General features: G+C 71.4%; 21 protein-coding genes. 11 read left to right on the plus strand and 10 right to left on the minus strand.

Annotation, left to right across the window (positions count from 1 at the left end; translation table 11 throughout):
- Window positions 1-25: 25 nt before the first annotated feature.
- Together IE206_RS11455 and IE206_RS11460 are read right to left on the minus strand one after the other, a co-directional pair.
- Entirely contained in the window at window positions 26-808 is a 783-nt protein-coding gene (locus tag IE206_RS11455) for an ABC transporter permease (RefSeq protein WP_189962002.1), read from the minus strand.
- Window positions 805-1,767, minus strand: coding sequence for an ATP-binding cassette domain-containing protein (locus tag IE206_RS11460; protein WP_189962003.1), 963 nt, complete (start codon window positions 1,765-1,767; stop codon window positions 805-807). The genes IE206_RS11455 and IE206_RS11460 overlap by 4 nt, the downstream gene beginning before the upstream one ends.
- Window positions 1,768-1,831: 64 nt before the next feature.
- On the opposite strand from IE206_RS11460, the gene IE206_RS11465 reads away from it, so the two are divergent.
- Together IE206_RS11465 and IE206_RS11470 are read left to right on the plus strand one after the other, a co-directional pair.
- Window positions 1,832-2,539, plus strand: a complete 708-nt coding sequence (locus tag IE206_RS11465; protein ID WP_189962004.1) for a TetR/AcrR family transcriptional regulator — start codon at window positions 1,832-1,834, stop codon at window positions 2,537-2,539.
- A 47-nt stretch (window positions 2,540-2,586) separates the two neighbouring features.
- Entirely contained in the window at window positions 2,587-3,120 is a 534-nt protein-coding gene (locus IE206_RS11470) for a GNAT family N-acetyltransferase (RefSeq protein ID WP_189962005.1), read from the plus strand.
- A gap of 7 nt (window positions 3,121-3,127) precedes the next feature.
- On the opposite strand, the gene IE206_RS11475 is transcribed toward IE206_RS11470, so the two are convergent.
- Genes IE206_RS11475 through hmgA form a run of 3 tightly spaced genes read right to left on the minus strand, consistent with a single transcriptional unit; the run spans window position 3,128 to window position 6,446 of the window.
- A complete protein-coding gene (locus tag IE206_RS11475; RefSeq protein WP_189962006.1) occupies window positions 3,128-4,333 on the minus strand; it encodes a type ISP restriction/modification enzyme in 1,206 nt (401 codons plus the stop codon).
- A 14-nt stretch (window positions 4,334-4,347) separates the two neighbouring features.
- The gene (locus IE206_RS11480) at window positions 4,348-5,097 is read right to left on the minus strand and encodes a GntR family transcriptional regulator (protein ID WP_189962007.1); all 750 of its coding nucleotides are present in this window, start codon (window positions 5,095-5,097) and stop codon (window positions 4,348-4,350) included.
- 23 nt (window positions 5,098-5,120) lie between these two features.
- Window positions 5,121-6,446 (minus strand): homogentisate 1,2-dioxygenase, encoded by a 1,326-nt coding sequence (gene hmgA, locus IE206_RS11485; protein WP_189962008.1) that lies wholly within the window; start codon window positions 6,444-6,446, stop codon window positions 5,121-5,123.
- A 102-nt stretch (window positions 6,447-6,548) separates the two neighbouring features.
- Here hmgA and IE206_RS11490 point away from each other — a divergent pair, with 102 nt between their 5' ends.
- The 5 genes from IE206_RS11490 to IE206_RS11510 all read left to right on the plus strand — a co-directional run bounded on the left by IE206_RS11490 (window position 6,549) and on the right by IE206_RS11510 (window position 13,800).
- On the plus strand, window positions 6,549-7,169 hold the full coding sequence (locus tag IE206_RS11490; RefSeq protein WP_189962009.1) for a TetR/AcrR family transcriptional regulator: 621 nt from the start codon (window positions 6,549-6,551) through the stop codon (window positions 7,167-7,169).
- A gap of 78 nt (window positions 7,170-7,247) precedes the next feature.
- Window positions 7,248-9,473: a molybdopterin oxidoreductase family protein gene (locus IE206_RS11495; protein WP_189962010.1), complete on the plus strand. Its 2,226-nt coding sequence runs from the start codon at window positions 7,248-7,250 to the stop codon at window positions 9,471-9,473.
- Between the two features lie 122 nt (window positions 9,474-9,595).
- A complete protein-coding gene (locus tag IE206_RS11500; protein WP_189962011.1) occupies window positions 9,596-10,996 on the plus strand; it encodes a CitMHS family transporter in 1,401 nt (466 codons plus the stop codon).
- Window positions 10,997-11,262: 266 nt separating this feature from the next.
- Entirely contained in the window at window positions 11,263-12,657 is a 1,395-nt protein-coding gene (locus tag IE206_RS11505) for an aldehyde dehydrogenase family protein (RefSeq protein WP_189962012.1), read from the plus strand.
- A 63-nt stretch (window positions 12,658-12,720) separates the two neighbouring features.
- Window positions 12,721-13,800, plus strand: a complete 1,080-nt coding sequence (locus tag IE206_RS11510) for a Zn-dependent alcohol dehydrogenase (RefSeq protein WP_189962013.1) — start codon at window positions 12,721-12,723, stop codon at window positions 13,798-13,800.
- 159 nt (window positions 13,801-13,959) lie between these two features.
- Here the strand turns inward: IE206_RS11510 and IE206_RS11515 are convergent, their stop codons facing one another.
- Window positions 13,960-14,949, minus strand: coding sequence for a DMT family transporter (locus IE206_RS11515; protein WP_189962014.1), 990 nt, complete (start codon window positions 14,947-14,949; stop codon window positions 13,960-13,962).
- A gap of 105 nt (window positions 14,950-15,054) precedes the next feature.
- Window positions 15,055-15,696 (minus strand): TetR/AcrR family transcriptional regulator, encoded by a 642-nt coding sequence (locus tag IE206_RS11520; RefSeq protein WP_189962015.1) that lies wholly within the window; start codon window positions 15,694-15,696, stop codon window positions 15,055-15,057.
- Window positions 15,697-15,762: 66 nt separating this feature from the next.
- Between IE206_RS11520 and IE206_RS11525 the strand changes: the two genes are divergently transcribed.
- From IE206_RS11525 to IE206_RS11535, 3 genes are all read left to right on the plus strand, one after another.
- On the plus strand, window positions 15,763-16,920 hold the full coding sequence (locus tag IE206_RS11525) for an acyl-CoA dehydrogenase family protein (protein WP_189962016.1): 1,158 nt from the start codon (window positions 15,763-15,765) through the stop codon (window positions 16,918-16,920).
- An 88-nt stretch (window positions 16,921-17,008) separates the two neighbouring features.
- Entirely contained in the window at window positions 17,009-17,296 is a 288-nt protein-coding gene (locus IE206_RS11530; RefSeq protein ID WP_189962017.1) for a YiaA/YiaB family inner membrane protein, read from the plus strand.
- A gap of 72 nt (window positions 17,297-17,368) precedes the next feature.
- Window positions 17,369-18,004 (plus strand): TetR/AcrR family transcriptional regulator, encoded by a 636-nt coding sequence (locus IE206_RS11535; protein WP_189962018.1) that lies wholly within the window; start codon window positions 17,369-17,371, stop codon window positions 18,002-18,004.
- 69 nt (window positions 18,005-18,073) lie between these two features.
- Here the strand turns inward: IE206_RS11535 and IE206_RS11540 are convergent, their stop codons facing one another.
- Window positions 18,074-18,535, minus strand: coding sequence for a MaoC family dehydratase (locus IE206_RS11540; RefSeq protein ID WP_189962019.1), 462 nt, complete (start codon window positions 18,533-18,535; stop codon window positions 18,074-18,076).
- Window positions 18,536-18,731: 196 nt separating this feature from the next.
- Here IE206_RS11540 and soxR point away from each other — a divergent pair, with 196 nt between their 5' ends.
- Complete coding sequence (gene soxR, locus IE206_RS11545; RefSeq protein WP_226598754.1) at window positions 18,732-19,193, plus strand: redox-sensitive transcriptional activator SoxR; 462 nt, start codon at window positions 18,732-18,734, stop codon at window positions 19,191-19,193.
- Between the two features lie 57 nt (window positions 19,194-19,250).
- On the opposite strand, the gene IE206_RS11550 is transcribed toward soxR, so the two are convergent.
- Window positions 19,251-19,958, minus strand: coding sequence for a 3-keto-5-aminohexanoate cleavage protein (locus tag IE206_RS11550; protein ID WP_189962021.1), 708 nt, complete (start codon window positions 19,956-19,958; stop codon window positions 19,251-19,253).
- Between the two features lie 151 nt (window positions 19,959-20,109).
- Window positions 20,110-20,721 (minus strand): hypothetical protein, encoded by a 612-nt coding sequence (locus IE206_RS11555; protein ID WP_189962022.1) that lies wholly within the window; start codon window positions 20,719-20,721, stop codon window positions 20,110-20,112.
- Window positions 20,722-20,903: the final 182 nt, after the last annotated feature.

Here is a 20,903-nt window from a genome sequence, read left to right on the forward strand (position 1 = left end):
CGCCCTTGTCACCCCGTGGCCCTGCTCAGCGGCCCGAATTCGCGTAGCGGCGTACCGCGAGCGGCACGAAGATCAGCAGCAGGAAGGCGCACCAGGCGAGCGAGCCCGCGACCGGGTGGGCGACCGGCCAGGCGGCGTCCGGGGCGGGCGCGGCGTTGCCGCAGAGATCCCGGACGGCGGAGGCGACCGCGCTGATCGGGTTCCACTCGGCGATCGTGCGCAGCCAGCCGGGGAGCTTGTCTGTGGGGATGTACGCGTTGGAGAGCAGCGGCAGGATGAACGTCGCCGAGCCCAGCTGCCCGGCGGCCTCCTCGCTCCGCGTCAGGAGCCCGAGGAACGAGCCCATCCAGGTGGTCGCCAGGCGGAGCAGCATCAGGAGCCCGAAGGCGCCGAGCGCGCCCAGCGGCCCGTTCTCGACCTGCCATCCCACCGCGAGCCCCACGAGCATCAGCGGAATCATGCCGAGGGCGGTGGTCAGCAGATCGGCCGCGCTCTGGCCGGCCGGCACCGCGGCCCGGCTCATCGGCAGGGTGCGGAGCCGGTCCATCACGCCGCGGTGCGAGTCCTGCGCGGCCTGGAACATCCCGGTCATCAGGCCGCCCGCGGCGGTGGCCACCAGGAGGCCGGGCACCAGATACGCCCGGTACTGCTCGCCCGGCATGGCGAGTGCGCTGCCGAAGACGTAGCCGAAGAACAGCAGCATCGTGATCGGCATGGTCTGGGTCAGGACCAGCACGCCGGGCGCGTGCTTGATGCGCTGGAGCTGGCGGCCGAACATGGCCGTGCTGTCGTACGCGAGCGAACTCATGTCACAAGCTCCTTGCGGGAGTCGGCGGTGTCGGTGAGGCGCAGGAACACCTCGTCGAGGGTGGGCGGGCGCAGGCTCGCGTCGAGGATCGGGACCCTGGCCGCGTCCAGCGCGCGCACGATGCGGGGCAGGGTGAGCGTCGCGTCCATGGAGACCGCGCCCACCGTTCGTTCGACGGCGTCGAGCTGGGGCTCGGAGCCGGTCAACTGGTCGAGAACGGCCGCCGCTCGGGGCATTTCTGCCTCGCTGGTGACGACCACGTGGGCGTACGAGCCGATCCTGGCCTTGAGCTCGGCGGGGGTGCCGGTGACGGCGGAGCGGCCCTGGTCGATCAGGACGATGTCGTCGGCGAGCCGATCGGCCTCCTCCAGGTACTGGGTGGTGAGCAGCACGGTCGTGCCCTCGGCCGTCAGGGCGCGCACGGCGGCCCAGATCTGGTTGCGGCTGGCCGGGTCGAGCCCGGTCGTGGGCTCGTCGAGGAAGAGCACCCGGGGGCGGGTGAGCAGGCTCGCGGCGAGGTCGAGGCGGCGCCGCATGCCGCCGGAGTACGTGCCGGCCGCGCGGCCGGCCGCGTCCAACAGGTCGAATTGATCGAGGAGTTCGGCCGCGCGCTCACGTCCGGCCGCGCCGCGCATGCCGTGCAGCTTGGCGAACAGCTGGAGGTTCTGCCGACCGGTGAGCTCGACGTCCACCGAGGTCGACTGGCCGGTGACACCGATCCGCCGGCGCACCGCGTCCTGCTCGCGCACCACGTCGTACCCGGCCACCCGGGCGGAGCCCGCGTCCGGCGCGAGCAGCGTGGTCAGCAGGCGTACGGCCGTCGTCTTGCCCGCTCCGTTGGGGCCGAGCACCCCGCAGACGGTGCCTTCGGCGACCGCCAGATCGAGCCCGCGCAGCGCGTGGACCTCGCCGAAGCGCTTCTCCAGACCTTCACTAAGTACAGCGTACGTAGTTGTCATGCGGCACACCATAGCGCACTACGTACGGTGTACGTAACTAGGATGGGGGGCGAGGTGATGATCCATGGCAGGGCGACCTGCTGAACCAGAAGTGATCTGGGCGCGCCCCGAGCGCGCCGGACGGGGCCCCAGGCCCGCATTCAGCCGTGCCGACATCGCGGCCGTCGCCGTGCGGATCGCGGATGCGGACGGCATCGACGCGGTCTCCATGCGCCATGTCGCGGCCGGGATCGGCTGCGCAACGATGTCCCTTTACAACTACGTGCCGCGCAAGGAGGACCTGTACGAGCTGATGGTGGACGCGGTCAGCGCCGAGTACGAGCTGAGCGAACCGACCGGGGACTGGCGGGCCGACATGCTCGGCCTCGCCCACCAGACCCGCGCGCTGATGCACCGCCACCCCTGGGTGCCGGGCCTCATGTCCCCGGTGTACGGCTTCAGCCCGAACGCGCTGCGCTACCTGGAGCACTGCATGACCTGCCTGGACCCGCTCGATGCCAGGTACGGCACGAAGATGGAACTGATCGCCTCGGTGAACGGCGTCGTCACCACCTACGTCGCCAACGAGATCGCCACCGCCGAGCGCACCCGGTCGCTGCCCTGGTCGGCGGAGCAGGAGCACGGGGTGCGGATCGGCTACCTCCTGAGCCAGGTCTCCACGGGCCGCTACCCGCGCCTGGCCGCGGCCTTCGCGGAGGACTCGGGGCCCATCGACCTGGACGCGGTCTTCGAGCGGGCGCTGACCAGGACACTCGACGGTTTCGACAAGTAGCGGGGGGCGGATTTCCGGCTCGGCCCCGGTCCGTGCAGGATGGGAACATGACCGAGATCCGCACCCCCCGCCTCCTTCTGCGCCGCTGGACCGACGACGACCTCGTCCCCATGGCGGAGATCAACGCCGACCCGGAGGTCATGCGCTGGATCGGCGACGGCTCGGTCCGCGATCTGGAGACGACCGCCGAGAACATCGAGCGCTGGGAGGACGAGTGGGACGACGAGGGCTTCGGGCTCTTCGCCGTCGAGCTCCTCGGCTCCGGCGAGCTGATCGGCTTCACCGGTCTGTCCGTGCCGTACTTCCTGCCCGAGGCGGCGCACGAGGTGGAGATCGGCTGGCGGCTCGGCCGGCCGTTCTGGGGTCAGGGGTACGCGTCCGAGGCGGCCCACGCCTCGCTGGAGTTCGCGCTCCAGGACCGCGGGCTCGGCCGGGTCATCAGCATCTCCCGGGTGGGCAACGAGGCCTCCGAGAACGTGATGCGCAAGCTCGGCATGAAGCTGGAGCGCGAGACGGTGCACCCCGAGTTCGGGCACGCGCTCAACATCCACGCCATCGATCTGACGGAGTATCAGGCCTGAGCGCTGCTCAGATCAGCGCGAACTGGCCCCCGGGCCCCTCCTCGTGGTGATCGAGTACGGACGCGGGGTGCCGCGCCCCGGCCGGTGCTGGAAGTACGCCGGCCGCGCGAAGCTCGCCGCTCGTCACCGGCTTATTGATCGCGTCCGTCAACTCGGTCTGCTGTGAGCGCAGTTCGCCGAGGAGGGCGAGCATGGTGATCAGTTCGAGCAGGTCCGAGGTCCGCTCCTGCGGCCAGTCGGCCGGGCCGACCGCGGCGAGCGTGCCCGGCTCCGCGGGTTCCGTGCGCCGCTGGAACCACAGGTCGAGGATCCGCACCCCGCCGGCCTCGAACTCCCACGCCTCACGCGGCACCGGTGAGATCCGGCCGCCGTCGCCCACGTGCAGGGTCTCCTCCTCGGCGTCGTAACGCAGCTCCCGCGGGCGGGCCGGGATCGCCGCCCGCACATAGGGCCGCCGGCCGCCGGGCAGCCGTGGCTTCTCGCCGCCGCGTGCCCCGCGCAGCATCAGCGCGGTCATGCGATGCCCCAACTCGACGCCGGTGGACCACAGTTGGGGCTCCTGCGGCAGTGGTACCGCACTCCCCGCGGCGCCCGGCCGGGCGGCCGCCACGGCCCAGGCGAGCACGTCGTGCGGAGCGACCTCGCATCCGTACGCCCGCGCGAGGAAGGGGAGCAGGCCCGGCGCGAGGTTCGGTTCGAGGCCGCCCGGGCGGCGATGCAGCGGGCGGATGCGGCCCGGGCGGCCGGCGGGGGAGCGGCCGTCGGGCAGCGCGGCGGAGACGGTCAGAGCGGGTCCGGCGTCCTTCGGCGCATACGCCTGCTCCACCGCGAAGAGCTGGTGCTCGTCCGCCACCCGCCACAGCTCCGGCCGGGCGGCGTCGATCAGGCGCTGGTCCGGTATCAGCCACTGCTCGTCGAACGGCCCGTACCGGATGCGGACCGGGTTTGGGCACGGGCCCCGCTCCTGCGCCAGCGGGCCGGTGCCGGAGGTCCGGCCGGGCAGGGCGGCCACGGACATCCGGAGCGTACGGGACCGGGTCGGGCCGAAAAGACGTTCCCGCTCGGCCCCTTCGGACCGGACGAGCAGGTCCCAGCGCGATCTCAGGGTGCGCTCGTCGGGCGCGACCACCCAGTCGCGCCCCAGCCGCGGCGGAGCCACCGACCAGGGCATCAGGTCGTCGAGGAGAGGCACGTCATCGCTCACAGCCAGCATGCTAGTGACTGCCCTCAGCGCGCCTCGACCGTCACCGAGAACGAGAAGCGGTCGCCGCGGTAGTGGATCCGGGCCACATCGACGACCTGGCCCTTTCCGTCGTACGCCACGCCCGTGTAGTGCAGGATCGGTGAGAGCAGCGGGACCTGGAGCAGCTCGGCGGTCACCGGGTCGGCGAGGCGGGCCTCCACCGTGTCCGTGATGCGGGCGATGTCCACCCCGACCGCGTCCCGCAGCACCTTGGTCATCGGCCAGCGCCTGAGGTCCGCGAGGTCGATCGCGGCGGCCACCTCCGGACGCAGCGCGTTGTGGGCCCAGTTGGTCGGCTCGCCGCTCTCGTCGCACCGCAGCCGCCGGTACGCGACGACCTCGGGGCAGCCCGGGAAGTACTCGGCGAGGTCGCCCGGCACGGGCTCCGGGCCGTGGCCCAGGATCGTGGTCCGCTCGCCCGACTGCTGGGCCACGATCGCGTCGATCGAGCCGAGCAGCCGGACCGGGGACGCCCGGCGGGCGGCCGGCTCGATGAACGTGCCGCGCCGCCGGTGCCTGCTGATCAGGCCCTCCCCCTCCAGCTCCTTGAGTGCCTGACGCATCGTCAGCACGCTCACCCCGTAGTGCGCCGCGAGCTGCTCCTCGGTGGGCAGGCGCAGCGAGGCGTCGGGGGAGCGGCCCAGTATCGAGGCGCGCAGCGACTGGGAGACCTGGTACCAGAGCGGCAGCTTCCGGTTCAGGACCAGGGAGTCGGGTGCGAAGGAGGAGGTCACAGGGATTCCGTATCAGGTGGTGCTCAGGAGCGGAAGTGGCGCTGGAGACCCTGCCACACCTCGTCGTAGCCCCGCTGGAGGTGGTCGGCCGTCGCCGCCTGCTCGGTGGCGGTCACCGGCCAGCGCGTCTCGAACATGAAGGCCAGGCCGTCGTCGATCTTCTGCGGCTTCAGCTCGGCGGCGCTCGCCCGGTCGAAGGTCTCCCGGTCCGGACCGTGCGCCGACATCATGTTGTGCAGCGAGCCGCCGCCCGGCACAAAGCCTTCGGCCTTGGCGTCGTAGGCGCCCTCGATGAGGCCCATGTACTCGCTCATCACATTGCGGTGGAAGTACGGCGGGCGGAAGGTGTCCTCGCCGACCAGCCAGCGCGGCGCGAACACCACGAAGTCGACACCGGCCAGGCCCGGGGTGTCGGACGGCGAGGTGAGCACCGTGAAGATCGACGGGTCGGGGTGGTCGTAGCTGATGGTGCCGATGACGTTGAAGGTGTGCAGGTCGTAGACGTACGGCGTGTGCGTGCCGTGCCAGGCGACGACGTCGAGCGGGGAGTGGTCGTAGGTCGCGGTCCAGAGGTTGCCGCAGAACTTGTTCACCACCTCCACCGGGCCCTCGACGTCCTCGTACGCCGCTACCGGTGCCCGGAAGTCCCGGGCGTTGGCGAGGCCGTTGGCGCCGATCGGGCCGAGCTCGGGCAGCTCGAAGGGGCGGCCGTAGTTCTCGCACACGTACCCGCGGGCACTCTCGTCGAGGAGCTCGACGCGGAAGCGGACGCCGCGCGGGATCAGGGCGACCTCGCCGGGGCGGGCGGCGAGCAGGCCGAGCTCGGTGCGCACAAGCAGGCCGCCGCGCTCGGGAACGATCAGCAGCTCGCCGTCGGCGTCGCTGAACACCCTTGATTCCATGGAGGAGTTGGCGTGATAGAGGTGCACGGCCATGCCGGTGCGCTGGGTCGCGTCGCCGTTGCCGCCGAGCGTCCACAGGCCCGCCAGCCAGTCGGTGCCCGCCGGCGGCTCGGGCAGCGGGTTCCAGCGCAGCCGGTTCGGGTCGGGCACGGACTCGGTGAAGGGGGCCGAGCGGAGGTGTCCGTTGTCGGTGCGGGCGAACGGAGGGTGCGCGGCCGATGGCCGGATCCGGTACAGCCAGGAGCGGCGGTTGTCCGCGCGCGGCTCGGTGAAGGCGGATCCGCTCAGCTGCTCCGCGTACAGGCCGAGCGGGGCGCGCTGGGGTGCGTTGCGGCCGTGCGGAAGGGCGCCAGGGACGGCCTCCGAGCTGTGCTCATTGCCGAAGCCGTGGGAGTGGCCGAGGCCCTCCGCGATCTTCCTCGCCTGTTCGCCGGTGGTGGTCGTCATCGTCCGCTCTCCTGCTCCCGTGCCGGAATCCTATGCTCAACCGTAGGATTACGATGCGGTCGCGTCAACGGGAAAACCGGCCGGGCGGGGGATGATGGGCGCGTGTCTCCTGGTCCTGATCTCCACGCGAACCTCCGTCGGGCACCCGTGCAGCAGCGCAGCGCCGAGCGGCTGTCCCGGATACTCGACGCCTGTGCCGAACTCCTCGACGAAACCGGCTACGAAGACCTGTCCACCAGGGCGGTCGCCCAGCGCGCGGGCGTGCCCATCGGGTCCGTCTACCGTTTCTTCCCCAACAAGCGGGCCATGGCCGAGGCACTCGCCGCCCGCAACCTCGACCGCTACGCCGGCATGATCAACGCGCGCCTGGAGAACATCGAGGCGGCCGACTGGCGGGGCGCCGTCGACGCGGTCCTGGACGAGTACCTCGTCCTGAAGCAGACGGTGCCCGGGTTCAACCTGGTCGACTTCGGCGGCCCCCAGCCGGTGCCCGACCCGGACTCCGACGCCAACCACATCCTCGCCGACCGCCTCGCCGAGCTGCTGCCGTCCCAGTTCGGCCGCACCCTGGACGCGGACCTGCGCCGGATCATCCTGGTCGCGGTGGAGGCCGCCGACGCCACGCTGCGCCTCGCCTTCCGCACGGACCCGCAGGGCGACCCGGGCATCGTCGCGGAAACCCGGCAGCTGCTGCACGCCTACCTCGCCCGCACCCTGGACTGACCCCGGCCGGACCCTCCCCCACATGCCTACCGGTCGGTATGCTCGAAGGGCCCGCGCGCCGTCGCCCTGGGAGGACGAATGTCCCGCACCGCCCTGCGTATCTGCCCGCTCTGCGAAGCCACCTGCGGGCTGAGCCTCACCGTCGAGGGCACCCGGGTCACCGGCGCCCGCGGGGACGCGGACGACGTGCTCAGCCAGGGGTTCATCTGCCCCAAGGGCGCCTCCTTCGGGGAGATCGACTCCGACCCCGACCGGCTCACCGGCCCCCTCGTCCGCCGCAACGGAGTACTGGAGGAGGCCAGTTGGGCCGAGGCCTTCGACCTGATCGCGGCCCGCCTGCGGCCCATGGTCGAGCAGTACGGGCCGAACGCGGTCGGTGTCGTGCTCGGCAACCCCAACGTCCACACCATGGCCGGTGCGCTCTACCCGCCGGTCCTGCTCGGCGCGCTGCGCACCCGCAACCTCTTCACCGCGAGCACGCTCGACCAGATGCCCAAGCACGTCTCCAGCGGGCTCCTGTTCGGCGACCCGTTCGCCATCCCCGTGCCCGACCTCGACCGCACCGCCCATCTGCTGCTGCTCGGCGCCAACCCCCTCGAGTCCAACGGCAGCCTGTGCACCGCCCCCGACTTCCCGGGCAAGCTGAAGGCGCTGCGCAGGCGCGGTGGCACCCTCACCGTCGTCGACCCGCGCCGCACCCGTACCGCGAAACTCGCCGACCGGCACGTCGCGATCCGGCCCGGCACCGACGCCCTGCTGCTCGCCTCGATCGCCCAGGTGCTCTTCGAGGAGAAGCTCACCGCACCGGGAGAGATCGAGGCGCACATCGAGGGAATCGGTGAAGTGGCCGACGCGGTAAGGGAGTTCACGCCCGATGTGGTCGGACCCGTATGCGATGTGGCCCCGGACGACATCCGGGTCATCGCCCGCGAACTCGCCGCCGCACCCACCGCCGCCGTATACGGCCGGATCGGCAGCTGCACCGTCGAGCACGGCACCCTGGCCAGCTGGCTCGTCGACGTACTCAACGTGCTCACCGGCAACCTCGACCGGCCGGGCGGCGCGCTCTTCCCGCTCTCCGCGACCGACCGGACGCCCCGCCCGGCGGGCCCCGGCAAGGGCTTCGCGCTCGGGCGCTGGCACAGCCGGGTCGGCGGACACCCCGAGGTGAAGTCCGAACTGCCGCTCGCCGCCCTCGCCGAGGAGATCGAGACGCCGGGCGAAGGACAGATCCGCGCGGTCATCGCCTCCGCCGCCAACCCGGTCCTCTCCGCGCCGGACGGAGACCGGCTCGACCGGGCGCTCGCCGGGCTCGACTTCATGGTCAGCATCGACCCGTATCTCAACGAGACGTCGCTGCACGCCGACGTCGTGCTGCCCCCGCCGCCGCCCTCCCAGAGCGCCCACTTCGACTTCGCCTTCAACGGCTTCGCCGTCCGCAACCAGGTCCGCTACACCCGGCCCGCCGTGCCGCTCGCCGAAGGGCGCATGGACGAGTGCGAGATCCATGCCCGGCTCGTGCTCGCCGCGAGCGGGATGCACGGCGCGGAGCCCGCCGCCGTGGACGCGATGGTCGTCGACAGCGCCCTTGCCAAGGCCGTCGCCGACCCGCACTCGCCCGTGCACGGCCAGGACGCGAAGGAACTCGCGGCCAGGCTCACCGGCGAGGGCGGCCCCGAACGGCGCCTCGACCTCATGCTCCGGCTCGGCCCGTACGGCGACGGCTTCGGCGCCCGCCCCGGCGGACTCACCCTCGACCGCGTGCTCGCCCACCCCCACGGCATCGACCTCGGGCCGCTTCGGCCGCGCCTCCCGCAGGTGCTCAGGACCCGCAGCGGGCGCATCGAGCTGCTGCCGGCGCCCATCGCCGCCGACCTGCCCCGGCTGCGCGCCGCCCTCGCCGAACGGCCCGCCTCCCTGGTCCTCGTCGGCCGGCGCCATCTGCGCTCCAACAACAGCTGGCTGCACAACATCCCCGCCCTGACCGGCGGTTCCAACCGCTGCACCCTCCAGATCCACCCCGAGGACGCGGCCCGGCTCGGCCTGGCCGACGGCACCGACGTACGGATCACCTCGGAAGGGGGAGCCGTCGCGGCCCCCGTGGAGATCACCGACAGCGTCCGCGTCGGCGTGGTCAGCCTGCCGCACGGGTGGGGACACAGCAGGCCCGGCAGCCGGCTCGCGGTCGCCGCCGACCGCCCCGGTGTCAACGTCAACCAGCTCCTCGACGGCTCCCGGTTCGACCCGCTGTCGGGGACCTCCGTGCTCAACGGCTTCCCCGTCGAAGTCGTACCCCTATCGTGACCTGGAGTTTTGCTCGTATTGCTCAGGTGTCAACATCTTGTTAAGGATTGAAACGGCGACCTAACGTCATCCGCACCGCCAGCCCCTGGTGGGAGTTCAAGGGTGAACGTTAGGTGTCCTCCATGCTGACCATCCTCGGCTTCGGCATGATCGCGACCTTCCTGGTCCTGATCATGCTGAAGAAGATGTCGCCGATCGCGGCGCTGGTTCTGATCCCCGCTCTCTTCTGCGTCTTCGTCGGCAAGGGAGCCCATCTCGGTGACTACGTCATCAAGGGCGTCGGCTCGCTGGCGCCGACCGCCGCGATGCTCATGTTCGCGATCATCTACTTCGGCGTGATGATCGACGTGGGCCTCTTCGACCCGATCGTGCGAGGCATCCTGCGCTTCTGCAAGGCCGACCCGATGCGCGTGGTCGTCGGCACGGCGGTGCTGGCCGCGGTCGTCTCGCTCGACGGTGACGGCTCCACCACCTTCATGATCACCGTCTCGGCGATGTACCCGCTCTACAAGCGGCTCGGCATGAGCCTCGTCGTGATGACGGGCGTCGCCGCGATCGCCAACGGCGTCATGAACACGCTCCCCTGGGGCGGCCCGACCGCCCGCGCCGCGACCGCGCTCAAGCTGGACGCCTCCGACATCTTCGTGCCGATGATCCCCGCCCTCGCGGTCGGCCTGGTCGCCGTCCTCGTCCTCTCGTACGTGCTCGGCATGCGCGAGCGGAGGCGCGTCGGCTATCTGTCCCTCGACAAGGTCCTGGAGCCGGAGTCGGAGACCGTCCTGGTCGGGGCCGGCGGTTCGGGTTCGGGCTCCGGCTCCGGCTCGGGCGACACCCCGCGCAAGGCGAGCGGCGGCGGCGTGGATGCCCCCGAAGGAGACGACTTCCAGGGGCTCGACTCGGCCCGGGAGACCCTGCGGCCCAAGCTGTACTGGTTCAACGCGCTGCTCACCGTCGCCCTGCTCACCTCCATGATCATGGAGTGGCTGCCGATCCCGGTGCTCTTCCTGATCGGCGCGGCCCTCGCGCTGACCGTGAACTTCCCGCACATCCCGGACCAGAAGGCCCGCATCGCCGCCCACGCCGACAATGTCGTCAACGTCTCCGGCATGGTCTTCGCGGCCGCCGTCTTCACGGGCGTCCTCAACGGCACCGGCATGGTCAAGCACATGGCCGACTGGCTGGTCGGCGTGGTGCCGGACAGCATGGGCTCGCAGATGGGCCTGGTCACCGGGGTGCTCAGCCTGCCGCTCACCTACTTCATGTCGAACGACGGCTTCTACTTCGGCGTGCTGCCCGTCCTCGCCGAGGCCGGTGCCGCGCACGGCGTCTCCCCGCTGGAGATCGCCCGCGCCTCGCTGGCCGGACAGGCCCTCCACATGTCGAGCCCGCTCGTTCCCGCGGTGTACGTCCTGGTCGGCATGGCGAAGGTCGAGTTCGGCGACCACACCCGGTTCACGGTGAAATGGGCGGCGCTCACCTGCCTGGTGGTGCTCGGCTCGGGCATCCTCTTCGGCATCATCTGACCCTCCCTTTCGGCCAACTCCACCGGCGCGGCACGTCCTTCGTGCCGCGCCGGTGCGCGTGCCGGGCGACGTCGGCGTCCGTCCCGGGCGGTGTCGGCGGTGGCCGAAGGGGGTGCCTGGCGCAGTGCCGCCCGGGACCAGGAGGATGGCGCCGGTGAGAACCACCGGCGACCGGGCCCCGGTCGCCCGGGCCGCCCCTGGCGCCCAAAAACTAACGGCGCTAGTTTGAGCGGCGTACGACACCGGTCCGGCTCGGGAGGAATGCGATGAAGGCCCACGACGGGATGTACATCGGCGGCGAGTGGCGATCCGCCGCAGGCCAGGACACCATCGCGGTGGTGAACCCGGTCGACGAGCAGGTCATCGCCCACGTCCCGGCGGGCACGGCCGAGGACGTCGACAGCGCGGTGCACGCCGCCCGCGCGGCACTCCCGGCCTGGTCCGCGACCCCGCCCGCCGAGCGCGCGGCCAAGCTGACGGCGCTGCGGGACCACTTGGTCGCCCGCAAGGACGAGATCGCCGCGACCATCAGCGCCGAACTGGGCGCGCCGCCGGCCTTCGCCCAGGCCGTGCACACGGGCCTGCCGATCGCGATCGCCGGTTCGTACGCCGAGCTGGCCGCCTCGTACGCCTTCGAGGAGAAGATCGGGAACTCCACCGTCTACCAGGAGCCGGTCGGGGTCGTCGGCGCGATCACGCCCTGGAACTATCCGCTGCACCAGATCGTCAACAAGGTGGCTCCCGCTCTGGCGGCGGGCTGCACGGTCGTCCTCAAGCCCGCCGAGGACACGCCCCTGACCGCGCAGCTCTTCGCCGAAGTGGCGCACGAAGCCCGTCTGCCCGCCGGTGTGTTCAATCTGGTCACCGGCCTCGGCCCGGTCGCGGGCCGGGCGCTCGCCGAGCACGAAGGAGTCGACCTGGTCTCCTTCACCGGCTCGACGGCCGTCGGAAAGACGATCGGCGCCACGGCGGGCGCCGCCGTCAAGCGGGTCGCCCTGGAGCTGGGCGGCAAGTCCGCCAACGTCATCCTGCCCTCCGCCGACCTCGCCAAGGCCGTGGGCGTCGGCGTCGCCAACGTGATGGGCAACTCAGGCCAGACGTGCAGCGCCTGGACGCGGATGCTGGTCCACGCCGACCAGTACGACGAGGCCGTCGAGCTGGCCTCGGCCGCCGCAGCCAAGTACACCGTGGGCGACCGCGTCGGCCCGCTCGTCAACGCCAAGCAGCTGGCGCGCGTACGCGGCTACATCGAGAAGGGCGTGCAGGAGGGCGCCCGCATCGTCGCAGGCGGCCCCGAAGCGCCCCTGGAGCGGGGCTACTACGTCACGCCGACGGTCTTCGCCGACGTCACCCCCGAGATGACCATCGCCCAGGAGGAGATCTTCGGCCCGGTCGTCTCGATCATCAAGTACGTGGACGAGGACGACGCCCTGCGGATCGCCAACGGCACCGTGTACGGCCTGGCGGGCGGGGTCTGGGCGGCCGACGACGCGGAAGCCGTGGCCTTCGCGCGCCGCATGGACACCGGCCAGGTCGACATCAACGGAGGACGCTTCAACCCCCTTGCGCCGTTCGGCGGTTACAAGCAGTCGGGCGTGGGCCGCGAGCTCGGCGTGCACGGCCTGACCGAGTACCTCCAGACGAAGTCGCTGCAGTTCTGAGTCGCTTCTGGGCCGCTTCCGAGTCCGCACCCCCTCTCTTACCGTTCAGGAGTAACGCACGTCATGGTTCGCGCCGCTGTACTGCCCGCCGTCGGCTCTCCGTTGGAGATCACCGACATCGACCTTCCCGAGCCGGGCCCCGGCCAGGTGCGGGTCCGCCTCGCCGCCGCCGGGGTCTGCCACTCCGACCTCTCGCTCACCAATGGCACCATGCGGGTCCCGGCCCCGGCTGTCCTCGGCCATGAGGGCGCGGGCACCGTGGTCTCCGTCGGCGAGGGCGTCACCTCGGTGGCCCCCGGTGACGAGGTCGTCCTCAACTGGGCTCCGTCCTGCGGGAGTTGTCACCCCTGCTCGCTCGGCGAGGTGTGGCTGTGCGTCAACGCGCTGAACGGCGCGGCCTCGGTGTACGCGCGCACCGCCGACGGAACCGAGCTGCACCCGGGTCTGAACGTGGCCGCGTTCGCCGAGGAGACCGTCGTCGCCGAGAACTGCCTGATCCCGCTCCCCGAGGGCATCCCGCTCACCGAGGCGGCGCTGCTCGGCTGCGCGGTCCTCACGGGGTACGGGGCGATCCACCACGCGGCGAAGGTGCGGGCGGGCGAGACGGTCGCGGTGTTCGGCGCGGGCGGGGTGGGCCTGGCCACCCTCCAGTCGGCCCGGATCGCGGGCGCCGCGCAGATCATCGCCGTCGACGTCTCCCCGGAGAAGGAGGAGCTGGCCCGCCGGGCCGGCGCGACCGACTTCGTCGTCGCCTCCGAGACCACCGCCAAGGACATCCGCAAGCTCACCGGCGGCCAGGGCACGGACGTGGCCGTCGAATGCGTGGGCCGCGCGGTGACCATTCGTACGGCGTGGGAGTCGACCCGGCGCGGCGGCCGCACCACCGTCGTCGGCATCGGCGGCAAGGACCAGCAGGTCACCTTCAACGCGCTGGAGCTCTTCCACTGGGGCCGCACGCTGGCGGGCTGCGTATACGGCAACTCCAACCCGGCGACGGACGTCCCGACCCTGGCCAACCACATCCGGGAGGGCCGCCTGGACCTCGACGCGCTGGTGTCCGAACGCATCGCCCTGGACGGCATCCCGGCGGCTTTCGACAACATGGTGAAGGGTAAGGGGGGTCGGGCGCTGGTGGTGTTTTAGGGGGTTAGGGGGCGCCGGCTGGGGAGCGTGAGTGCTTTGTCCGCAGGCCGGTGGGGGCTGATCGCGCAGTTCCCCGCGCCCCGGTACCGACAGGGGCGCGGGAAACTGCGTGGCCAGCCGCGGGCGACCCTCACGCGGCCAACCAATGTGCGGGAGCGATCAGTTGACCCGCTCACCAGGATGGGGGTCGGGCGTGGGTCCGGACGGCTCGCCCCCGGCGGAGGAGGCGGGCCCGGATGTCACAGTGACCCCACCCCCGGAGCCTCGCGGGCGGGACCGCGAGACAGCCACTCCCGCGAGGCAGATCGCCCCACCGACCAGGGTGAGCACGGCCGGAACCTCGTCAAGCACCGCCCAGGACATGAGCACGACCATCGCGGGCACCACGTACGTCGTCGCCCCCATGCGGCTCGCCGACGTGCGGGCCAGCGCGAACGCCCATGTAGTGAAGGCGAGCGCGGTCGGGAACACCCCCAGGTACACCATGTTCAGCGTCGCCGAGGCGGGCGCGTGCGAGGCGTCCGAGAGCAGCTGACCGCTGAACGGCAGACAGGCCACCGCCCCCACCAGGCAGCTGAAGAAGGTGACTTGGAGCGGGCTGCCGTGCCGCAGGGCCGGCTTCTGCAGGACGACTCCGGCCGCGTACGTCGCCGCCGCGACCAGGCACAGGACCACCCCGAGCACCGAGGCGTGCCCGTCGCCCGACATGGAGAGCCCCACCGCGATCGCGCCCGCGAACGAGACGGCCATGCCGGCGATCAGGCGCGGCGGCAGCGCCTCGCCGAGGAAGCGCGAGGCGAGCAGCGCCATGAGGATGGGCCCGATGTTCACGATCATCGCGGCGGTACCGGCATCGACCTGCCGCTCGCCCCAGTTGAGGGCCACCATGTAGCAGGCGAACCACAGGAAACCGGACGCCAGGATGCCCGGCCAGGCGGCTCGCGGCGGCAGCCCCTCGCGGCGTATGAGCAGGAAGAGCCCGAGGACGAGCGCCCCGGCGAGCAGGCGGCCGAGGGCGAGCGCGCCGGGGGAGTAGGCCTCCCCGGCGCTGCGGATCGATACGAAGGCCGAGGCCCACAGCACGACGGAGACCGCCACGGCGGCCAGGGCGAGCCGAGCGGAGCGGCGCTCGGGGGAGGTGTTGGTCATGGTCATGCACAGTAGGCGAGAGGCGGTCCGTCGCCGTCCGGATTTTCGCGCGGGGCCAGGTGTTGCCCGAGCGGCCGGGAAGGGAGCGGGACTTGGGGCGACCGGCTAGCCGCCCAGCGCCGCGTACTGCATCGACAGCCCATCCAGCAAAGCCCGCAGCCCCGTCTCGAACGCGCCCTCGTCGATCTTCTCCTGCCGCTCGGCGAGCAGGTGCGCCTGGCCCAGGTGCGGATAGTCCGCCGGGTCGTACGCCGCCTCGTCGTCGACGAAGCCGCGGGCGAAGGAGCCGAGCGCCGAGCCCATGATGAAGTACCGCATCAGCGCGCCGATCCGGGTCGCCTGGGCCGGCGGCCAGCCCGCCGCGACCATCGCGCCGAACACCGCGTCCGCCAGCCGAAGACCGGCCGGGCGCCGGCCGGGCCCCTGGGCGAGGACCGGAACGATGTGGGGGTGGCGGGTCAGGACCGCGCGGTAGGCGAGCGCCCAGTCGTGCAGGGACGTACGCCAGTCGCGGTCGTCGTCCGCGTCGAACATCGACAGGTCGACCTGCGCGGAGGTGGCGTCCGCGACGGCCTCCAGGATCTCGTCCTTGGTGCGGAAGTGGTTGTAGAGCGAGGGCCCGCTGACCCCGAGCTCGGCGGCGAGACGGCGGGTCGAGACGGCCGCCAGACCCTCCGCGTCCACGAGCGCGCTCGCCGCCGCGACGATGCGGTCGGTGCTCAGGAGGGGCTTGCGCGGTCGGGCCATGCGGCACATAGTAGGGCCTGCCAACCAAAAACTAGCAGTGGTAATTAAATCTGGGGTGCAGGGAAAATGAACCTGGAGCTGAGCGAGGAACAGGCGGCCGTGCGGCAGCTCGCCGAGGAGTTCGTCGGCCGCGAGATCGCCCCGCACGTCGTCGAGTGGGACCGCTCCGAGAACGTCGACAAGTCGATCGTGAAGAAGCTGGGCGTACTCGGCTTCCTCGGGCTCACCATCGACGAGGAGTACGGCGGCTCCGGCGGCGACCACCTCGCGTACTGCCTGGTCACCGAGGAGCTCGGCCGCGGCGACTCCTCGGTCCGCGGCATCGTCTCGGTCTCGCTCGGCCTGGTCACCAAGACCATCGCGTCCTGGGGCAGCGAGGAGCAGAAGCGCGCCTGGCTGCCCCGGCTCACCTCCGGCGACGCCCTCGGCTGCTTCGGCCTCACCGAGCCGGGCACGGGTTCGGACGCGGGGAACCTCTCCACGAAGGCCGTCCGGGACGGCGCGTCCGGCGACTACGTGATCAACGGCGCCAAGATGTTCATCACCAACGGCACCTGGGCCGACGTGGTCCTGCTGTTCGCCCGCACCAACGACACCCCGGGTCACCGCGGCGTTTCCGCCTTCCTGGTCCCCACCGACACCCCGGGCCTGACCCGCCGCACCATCCACGGCAAGCTCGGCCTGCGCGGCCAGGCCACCGCCGAGCTCGTCCTCGACGACGTACGGGTCCCGGCGGGGGCGCTGCTCGGCCCCGAGGGCAAGGGCTTCTCGATCGCGATGTCGGCGCTCGCCAAGGGGCGGATGTCGGTCGCGGCAGGATGCGTCGGCATCGCCCGGGCCGCGCTGGACGCGGCCGTCGCGTACGCGGGCGAACGCGAGCAGTTCGGCAAGTCGATCGCCCACTACCAGCTGGTCCAGGAGCTGATCAGCGACATCTCGGTGGACGTGGACGCGGCCCGGCTGCTGACCTGGCGGGTCGCCGATCTGATCGACCGGGGCGAGGAGTTCGCGACCGCCGCCTCCAAGGCGAAGTTGTTCGCCTCCGAGGCCGCGGTGCGCTGCGCCAACAACGCCCTTCAGGTCTTCGGCGGCTACGGCTACATCGACGAGTACCCGGTCGGAAAGCTGCTGCGCGACGCCCGCGTGATGACCTTGTACGAGGGCACCAGCCAGATCCAGAAACTCATCATCGGCCGTGCGGAGACCGGGGTTTCGGCCTTCTGATCAAGGAGCGCCGGGCCCCGGCGTCTGAGTACGTACTGAGTACGAGAGCGGATGTGGCACGCGCCACATCCGCTCCATGCTGTGCGCCATGAGTGAGACACCGGTCAAGCAGCAGAACACTGCGGCGTACTACGGACAGGCCGTCGCCGCCTTCTCGATCGCGCTCGCCGCGACCGCGATCGGCATTCTCCGGCTTCAGGCGGACGCCTGGGTGCGGGCCTTCCTCGGCATAGCGGTCCTCTATCTCGTCACCTCCGCCTTCACCCTGGCCAAGGTGATCAGGGACCGGCAGGAGGCCGGGCAGATCGTCAGCCGCGTCGACCAGGCCCGCATGGAGAAGCTCCTGGCCGAACATGACCCGTTCCAGAAGCTCTAAGCGCTTGCTCACCCTCGGGGTATGGTGTTCGTCCTGCTGAACGGAAGCGCGGACGGACGGAAGGGGCGAGCGATGGGCACGGCTGACGTGACCGAGGAGACGGCCGGCGGCGAGGAGAAGCCGTGGGGCGAGGTCACGCCCGAGGCGGCCAGGAGGCTGCTCGTCGCCGCCGTCGAGGCCTTCGCCGAGCGCGGCTACCACGCCACCACGACCCGGGACATCGCGGGCCGGGCCGGGATGAGCCCGGCCGCGCTCTACATCCACTACAAGACCAAGGAAGAGCTGCTCCACCGGATCAGCCGGATCGGCCACGACAAGGCACTGGAGATCCTCCGGTCCGCGGCCGAGGGCGAGGGCACCGCCGCCGAGCGGCTCTCCGCGGCGGTGCGTTCCTTCGTCCGCTGGCACGCGGGGCACCACATGACGGCCCGCGTGGTCCAGTACGAACTCGACGCGCTCGGCGCCGAGCACCGTAGCGAGATCGTGGAACTGCGCAGGCAGAGCGACGCCGCGGTGCGCCGCATCCTCAACGAGGGCGTGGCGGCGGGCGAGTTCGACGTGCCGGACGTGCCGGGCACCACGCTCGCCGTGCTTTCGCTCTGCATCGACGTGGCCCGCTGGTTCAACACCCAGGGCCGCCGCACGCCCGACGAGGTCGGCGCGCTGTATGCCGACCTCGTCCTGCGGATGGTGGGGGCCCAGAAGTAGCGGGCCCCGGCCCGGCCGGATTCCGAGTCGGGCCGACCGGCCCGGGCAGGTGCGGAAGATCGGCCGGGCTCAGAAGAAGTAGCGCGAGACCGACTCCGCCACGCACACCGGCTTGTCGCCGCCCTCGCGCTCGACGGTGACCTTCGCCGTCACCTGGACGCCGCCGCCCGCCTCCACGACCTCCGTGAGCATCGCCGTGGCGCGCAGCCGCGAGCCGACCGGCACGGGGGAGGGGAAGCGGACCTTGTTGGTGCCGTAGTTGATGCCCATCTTCATGCCCTCGACGCGCAGCACCTGCGGGACCAGCGTCGGCAGCAGCGACAGGGTGAGATAGCCGTGCGCGATGGTCGTCTTGAAGGGGCCGGCCGCGGCTCGCTCCGGGTCGACATGGATCCACTGGTGGTCGCCGGTGGCGTCGGCGAACAGGTCGATCCGCTTCTGGTCGATCTCCAGCCAGTCGCTGTGCCCGAGCTGCTCGCCCACCCCGGCCTTCAGCTCCTCGGCGGACGTGAAGATCCTCGGCTCTGCCATGTCCCTGGTCCCTGCCTCTCGCGACGCTCTCGCAGTGATGAAAAAGCGCATGCGCAGCGCGTGTACAAGCGCTTGCTCAGCTAGCTCAGCATGGTTGGGGCCGCGGGTCCTGTCAACGATGTACGGGGCGGGGGCCGGGCCTGTGCGAGCAGGGCACCCGGCGGGGGCCGGGGGCGGGGCCAGTAGGGTTCGAGGGGTGCCGCAGATTCCAGAGAAGATCCACGAGCTCACGGTCGGGCAGCTGTCCGCGCGCAGCGGGGCTGCCGTGTCCGCACTGCACTTCTACGAGTCCAAGGGCCTGATCGCCAGCCGCCGGACCTCGGGCAACCAGCGCCGTTACTGCCGGGACACCCTGCGCCGCGTCGCCTTCATCCGGGCCGCGCAGCGCGTCGGCATCCCGCTGGCCACGATCCGGGACGCCTTGGCCGAGCTCCCCGAGGAGCGCACCCCCACCAAGGAGGACTGGGCCCGCCTGTCCGAGAACTGGCGCGCCGAACTCGACCGGCGCATCACCCAGTTGGGCCGGCTGCGCGACCACCTCTCGGACTGCATCGGCTGCGGCTGTCTGTCCCTGGACAACTGCGTCCTGTCCAATCCGGACGACGTCTTCGGCGACAGTCAGACGGGGTCCCGGCTGCTGGCAGAGCGCAAGGGCTGAGCGGCTCCGCCCCCTTACGCGCGAGCCCTCACCTTTGTACGGTCGGGCCCCCTGCCCTCAGGCGCAGGCCAGCGCTGCCCGCACCAACTGAGCATTGGACTCGGCCCGTGCGCCGTCCGGAAGGACCAGGACGTCCTCCAGGCCTATGCGCGTGTCGAGCCCCAGCCTGCGGGCCAGTCGCAGCACCGGCCAGGTGCCGCCGTCGTGGCTGTGCAGCAGGATGGGCCTGCCGTGCGCGGCGCCCAGCTCGGCGAGCAGGGAATGCGCCGTCGGCTCCGCGGCCTCCGCGGACGTGCCGATCACTTCGGCGAGGATGCGCAACGTCCTTGAGAAATAAGGGGAGTTGAGGAAGCGCTGGGCGGCGGGGGTGTCGGACCAGATGCCCGCCTCGATGCCCACGCCCCGATCGAGCAGCGCGGCCGCCACCTCGTCGGCGCCGTCCTCGTGCCAGTTCACCGACGCGTAGTCGGGCAGCACCGTCCAGGAACGGATGCGTTCCACCCGGCGGGCCGGATCCGGCTCCGCCCAGGCGCCCGTGGTCACCCCGACCGGCACCGACACTGCGGCCCGTATCGCCTCAAGGGCCGGGCCCACCACGCGTGGTGAGAGCGAATCGCTTCCGCAGGGCGTCTTGGGGTGGACATGGACTTCGGCCGCACCGGCGGCGACGGCCGCTGCCGCGGACTGGGCCAAGGCGGCCGGGGACAGCGGCACCGCCGAGCCGTCCTTGGCACTTCGTACGCCGTTCAGGCAGACCTGGATCATGTCTTCGATGGTGCCAGAGCCCACTGACAACGCGGGCGCCACCGCCGATGCAAAGTCCTTCGACCACGCGCGGCGCTCCGGCGACGCGGGTCCTTCTGGCCGTGCGGGCCCTCTGGCAACGCGGGGGAGAGTCGGCTCGCCCCCGCGCCGCTCACGCCACCGATGCCAGTTCTCCGCGCCGTGCCGCCTTGGCTCGTGCCACCGCCTCGGAGGTCAGTACCGGGCGCGGCACCAGAATTCCGCAGCCCGAGCAGACCGGTCCGAACCACGGCTCGTGGGTCAGATCCTGGTTCCACACCAGCCGGCTTCCCCCGCACACCGGGCACACCGTGCCGGGCGCGGCCCGCAGTGCCGCGATCATGCGGCCGAGCACCTCGGCCAGCGGCTCGGTGGGATGTGTCGTGGGATCGTCGCACCAGGCCACCCCGAAACCGCCCCAGGTGCGCCGGTGCCAGTCGTCGAAGGAGCCCGGGCGCCGCAACCCCGCGTGCTTCTCACGCTTCCTGCGTGCCGCGAACTCCACTTCGTAAGCGAGCCAGACGGCCCTGGCCGCCTCCAGCTCCTCCAGTGCGGCCACCAGCCGCGCCGGATCGGGTGCCCGGTCCTCGGGCCCGATGCGGTGCCTGCCGCACAGATGGTCCCAGGTCGCCCGATGCCCGTAGGGGGCGAACCGCTCCAGACACTTGCGCAGCGAATAGCGCCGCAACGCGAGATCGTTCCTCGGGTCGCGCACCTGTCTCGCCAGACTGCGGAAACCAGCCATGGCCCTGCCACCTCCGTCGCTCGTACTTCGGCGTCGAGGAATGGACGTACCGGAAGGCGATCCGGCTCCATCGAAATTCCGATGGCGTCCATTACGGGGGATTCGCCTACCCTGTCCCAACCGTTGGAATCCGATTCTCATGAACTCCTCAGAACGTGGCCCATATGGACCCTTCCCCCCGT

Origin of the sequence: Streptomyces violascens (assembly GCF_014649955.1) — a bacterium.
GTDB lineage: Bacteria > Actinomycetota > Actinomycetes > Streptomycetales > Streptomycetaceae > Streptomyces > Streptomyces violascens.